Raw genomic sequence first — 5,405 nt, 5'->3', positions numbered from 1 at the left:
CAAAGCTTCGATAGAAAGGGAATCTCCAGGAAATTCTGAATTTCTGGGGCTGGAACTATTCGAATCCGGGGCTAATAGAATACAGGAAATTTCTATTAGCTCCTCTTTTAGGTGATGCATGAGTTTAAGTGATATGCATGAGTTATCATAGCCAGATTGTAAATGTGGATAATACGATTCAGGTAATTGTCTTCAATCTCGGTGAAGAAAGATATGGAGTTGAAATTTCCCAGGTAAAGGAGATCATCCTGCCAACTCAAATCACCAGAATTCCAAATGTACCCAGCTTTGTAGAAGGAGTCTTAAACCTCAGAGGCCAAATAGCAACCGTTATCAATCTCAGAAAAAGACTTGGCAAAGAACCGGAAAAAAACGATGAAAATACCAGGATTATTGTGGTTGAATACGATAATGCTATCGTAGGCATGATGGTTGACAGCGTTAGTGAAGTCAAGTACCTGTCTCCCCAGAATATAGAAGAAATACCCCGGTTTTTGGCTCTAAGAGATGAATCAAAGTTTCTGAAAGGAATCGGAAAACTTGAGGACGGACTTCTCACATTAATGGATCTTAAAGAATTATTCAGTGAAGAAGAGCTGAAGGAGTTAGAAGGATGACCGATAAAGTCCATCTTTGTAATTTTATGATTATTTTAGATGGAAGGTGAGTGGATACAGAGCTTATCGTAACCGATGATGCCTGATTACAGGTAAACAAAAGATCCTGTGTTCCCTCCTTAAAAGTTGATATGTGAGATCTTTGTAATATAATAGGTCTCTTATCTTCATTTATTTATGGAGCTTAAAATTCCCGGGTCTTTAGCCCCTTGGTAGTTTACTTTGAGTAATTTCCATATTTTTGTGTCGGTGTCTTTTTTACACCTGATTCCTTTTTTCATTTTTTATCTGGTAGTGAGTAGCTTGTTTAGCCTCCTGGAGCCTCATCTGTTATTTTTAATCGCATGGATTAATTGTTGCTTTAACAACGTCATCTTTAACTGTATCATACTAAGTAAAAATTCCCACATACATGACTATAATAATATATTTCTTTTTTATATATTAACTTTAAATTGTTTGAAGCGGCATATTTGTGCAAATAAAAACTTCATAAATGATTTTTTTGCTATTGCCTATATATTTAAATACTTATTATAATATTAATATTAGTAATTTATATAATATATAGGAAGTTGATTATGTATGTATTCACTTGATTATGATTTGGGAAGTCTTGAGCAAAAAAAATCTTCTAACTATTCTACTGATAATGTAGATTCAAATTCAAAAGAAATGAGCGGGCTAATAGATAACCTTCCGGTAACTGTTTTCAGAGTCTCGAGTGCATCGTCGTGGGGTATCTATTACATAAATAAGAATGTAGAGAAACTAACCGGTTATCCGAGAAAGGATTTTATTGACCATAAATTATCATGGTTTGGTCTTGTTTTTCCAGAGGATGTTCCAGTAATCGAGAAAGTTACAAAGAAAGCAAAGAAAAACAATACTCCCTATCAAGTTGAATATAGAATCAAAAAAGCGGATGGTAATACAGTATTCATTCAGGAACAATCTCATTTAGTGAACGATGATAAAGGGAAATTGGCTTATATTGACGGGGTTTTTTTAGACGTAACGCATCAAGTAAAGCAACGTGAAGAATCTCAACGGGAGATTGTCAGTAGCATACCCAAGCCATCACTTGCATTTTTTGTAGATCCTTCCGGGAAGATTAAGTTCATTAATGATTATTTTGTAAAAGTTTGTAAGCTTAGAAGTGCGGATGACGCAGTCGGCATGTCTCCTTTTGAGTTAATGGAGAGTACTGCTAAGAAATCTCTTGCTGAAAAAGTGTTGGAAACCGGAGAAGCTGTTTATAACCTTGAACGGCCTCTTAAACTTAAGGCTTTGGACAAAGCGTTATTTACAGTAACTTCTTCTGTCCCAATAAAAAATGAGGTTGGCGTCATTATTGGTTGCCTCACAGTCATAACTGATATGACCGAGATGAAGGAGAAAGAGGATGAAATTCAGGGCCTTTTGGATTATACTAACAGTTGCCTGAAAGAGCTTGGAGAGGGCATCAGGAGAATTGGGGAGGGTGACCTTGATGTTCATCTGGAAAAAACCAAGGATGATGATTTTGGCAATACTTTCGATGAGTTAAATGGGCTTGTAATTAAGCTGAAGTCAATCATTGAAAATACTATAGCAGACATGTTTACAACTCTGGAAGAAGCCCGTCAGTCCGAAGAAGCCGTCTCTCAGATGAATACTGGCATGCAGCAAATTTCAACAGCTGCAGAGCAGATCGCCACCGGTTCCGAAAACCTTTCCCGGCATGCAGGCACAGCAGCTTCCGATGTAAAAGCTTCTGCTGAAATTTTCAAAAAACTCAGTGAATCTTCCGATAAATCTGCCAGCTATGCTTCCCAGGCGGGTAAAACCAGTGAGGAAGCCCAGAGTCTCGGCAGCATGGCTCTGGAAGAAGTGGAACAGTTTGTTGAAGTAACCTCGAAACTTGGAAGCATTGTTTATTCGCTGGAGGACGCTGTCAATAATATCGGTGCCGTTACTGGCAAAATCAAATCGATTGCTGACCAGACCAATCTTCTTGCATTAAATGCGGCCATTGAAGCTGCAAGAGCCGGAGAATACGGTCGTGGATTTGCAGTTGTTGCCGATGAGGTCCGGAAACTTGCTGCCGATTCAAGGAGAAGCACTGATGAGATAAACGGGATAGTTACAAGCGTCCAGAAAGAGACTAATAAAGTGACCGAAGCGATTAATAAGGCCCAGGAACAGGCCAAAACCGGCAGCAAGAACATTAAACAAGCTTTGAATAAGAGCCGTGAGATTGCCAGTGAGGTTAATACTATAAACGATATGCTGGCTGAATTGGATAAACTTGCAGAAGACGGCCTGGATAAAATTGAGAATATTGATAAAAGCATTAGTGAGGCTGCCTCCACTGCTGAAGAAAATGCCGCAAGCAGTGAAGAAACTTCTGCTGCTATCGAGGAACAGACAGCTGCAATGCAGCAAGTGAGTGTCTCGGTACAGAATGTTAGCGGGCTTGCTCATAAAACAGTCAACACTCTTCTGGAAAACTTCAACGTTTCTGCAGAAATGGAAACCAGTCAATTCTCCTCCGGAAAACTTCAAAGCTTCGATAGGAAGGAAACAATTCGACGCTCTTCTGGAAAGTTTCAGAGTTTCGGTAGAAAGGGAAGTTTGAATAAATACTGAGCCTGGTAAGTGGCTGTTCGAATCCGGGGCTAATGGGATACAGGTAATTTCTCTTAGCCCCACTTTCAGGCGATCTCTTCCTTTATATCTTTATATCTCTCTCTATTTTTAACCCTTATTTAACAGATGAATACATTCTCTAATGTCTATATCCGTAAAAGAAGACAATAACCCTTATATGATTTAATTTGAGCAGAAGTAAACAAACAAAATATGGGATTGATATTTCTTTATAATTAATGGTTCTCGGGGAAGTGTCCCCTCCCGCAGCGAGCTGCAGGGTATTCGCCTGAAATTACATTGTACCGATAGAATGTGTTTTTTTGTGATGCCATACTGTATTGGTTAGTCAAATCTGTCAAATTTAGTTTAGATATTCTATGACTTGAACAAATCAGTGAGGATCTTCTAAAGTTTAGGGGAGTTTGAGATTTAGTGGCTTACAGCATGGTTGGAAGTAAACTTTGGCAGAGCCGAGATAACTTTAATGTTAAGGTTTTGATGTAAGGGTGGCAAAACCAAAAATAAAAATTATCACTACAGTTCTGTACTTGAAACTTCTTCCATTTCTGAAGTTAATATCTGGCTCTTTTAAGAATAAGCTCGGCATTACTTGCAGCAAAATAAACTTAAGTTATTGGCTTTTGTTATATGTTTTTCCTATATATTATAACGCTTGTATAACAGCTTTCAACTGAATTTGTATGTTTGTTTTTGCCCTCCTACATTGATGACTTAGTCAAATAGTAGTTGAAATGCCACATAATTTAAATTTTTTTATGTTCTTCCCTATACCTTTAAATACTTATTATAATTATATTAAAATATTTCTTCTAATTATTACTTGTATAATTATATAATTGCCAGGAGATTACTCAAAGATGACTTCAACGGACTCTAGTTCAGATAAGATTGAACAAAAAAAATCATCCCAAAATGTGATTGAGGATATGGATTCAAAAGCAAAAGAAATAAGCTGGCTTATAGATAATCTTCCGATAACTGTTTTCAGATGCTCTCTTGAGTCATCATGGGCTATACATTACATAAGTAAAAATGTGGAGAAGCTAACCGGTTATTCTAAAATGGATTTTATTGCCCAAAAATTATCATGGTCTGATATTGTTTTTCCAGAGGATGTTCCAGTAATCGAGAAAGTTACGCAGAAAGCATTGGAAAACAACACTTCCTATCAAGTTGAATACAGAATCAAAAAAGTAGACGGTAATACTGTATTCATTCAGGAACAAGCTCATTTAGTGAACGATGATAGTGGGAAATTGGCTTATATAGATGGGGTGTTTTTAGACGCAACTTTGCATGTAAAACAACGTGAAGAATCTCAAAGGGTGATTGTCAGCAGCATACCCAAGCCATCACTTGCATTTTTCGTAGATCCCTCCGGGAAGATCAGGTTCATTAATGATTATTTTGTAAAAGTCTGCAAGCTCAGAAGTGCGGATGACGCAGTCGGCATATCGCCTTTTGAATTAATGGAGAGTACTGCTAAAAAATCGCTTGCTGAAACTGTGTTGGAAACCGGAGAAGCTGTTTATAACCTTGAACGGCCTCTTAAACTTAAGGCTTTAGACAAACCGCTATTTACAGTAACTTCTTCCGTCCCAATAAAAAATGAAGACGGCGTCATTATCGGTTGCCTCACGATCATAACTGATATGACCGAGATGAAAGAGAAAGAAGAGGAAATTCAGGGCCTTTTGGATTATACTAACAGTTGCCTGAAAGAGCTTGGAGAGGGCATCAGGAGAATTGGGGAGGGGGACCTTGATGTTCATCTGGAAAAAACCAAGGATGATGACTTCGGTAATACTTTCGATGAGTTAAATGGGCTTGTAATTAAGCTGAAATCAATTATTGAAAACACTATAGCAGACATGCTTACAACTCTGGAAGAAGCCCGTCAGTCCGAAGAAGCCGTCTCCCAGATGAATACTGGCATGCAGCAAATTTCAACAGCTGCAGAGCAGATCGCAACCGGTTCCGAGAACCTTTCCCGGCATGCAGGCACAGCAGCTTCCGATGTAAAAGCTTCTGCTGAAATTTTCAAAAAACTCAGTGAGTCTTCCCATAAGTCTGCCGACTATGCTTCCCAGGCAGGTAAGACCAGTGAGGAAGCCCAGAGTCTTGACAATATGG

General features: G+C 38.3%; 3 protein-coding genes. All 3 read left to right on the top strand.

Going from position 1 to position 5,405, the window contains the following annotated elements; translation table 11 throughout:
- Nucleotides 1-137: 137 nt before the first annotated feature.
- The gene (locus FTO70_RS17765; RefSeq protein WP_255337110.1) at nucleotides 138-617 is read left to right on the top strand and encodes a chemotaxis protein CheW; all 480 of its coding nucleotides are present in this window, start codon (nucleotides 138-140) and stop codon (nucleotides 615-617) included.
- 585 nt (nucleotides 618-1,202) lie between these two features.
- Complete coding sequence (locus FTO70_RS17760) at nucleotides 1,203-3,248, top strand: methyl-accepting chemotaxis protein (protein ID WP_255337109.1); 2,046 nt, start codon at nucleotides 1,203-1,205, stop codon at nucleotides 3,246-3,248.
- An 881-nt stretch (nucleotides 3,249-4,129) separates the two neighbouring features.
- Nucleotides 4,130-5,405: PAS domain-containing protein (locus FTO70_RS17755; RefSeq protein WP_255337108.1), on the top strand; the 1,276-nt coding region annotated here is incomplete at its 3' end.

The sequence above is a fragment of the Methanosarcina sp. KYL-1 genome (assembly GCF_024372725.1).
Classification (GTDB): Archaea; Halobacteriota; Methanosarcinia; order Methanosarcinales; family Methanosarcinaceae; genus Methanosarcina.
This window is presented reverse-complemented; position numbering and strand designations above follow the sequence as displayed.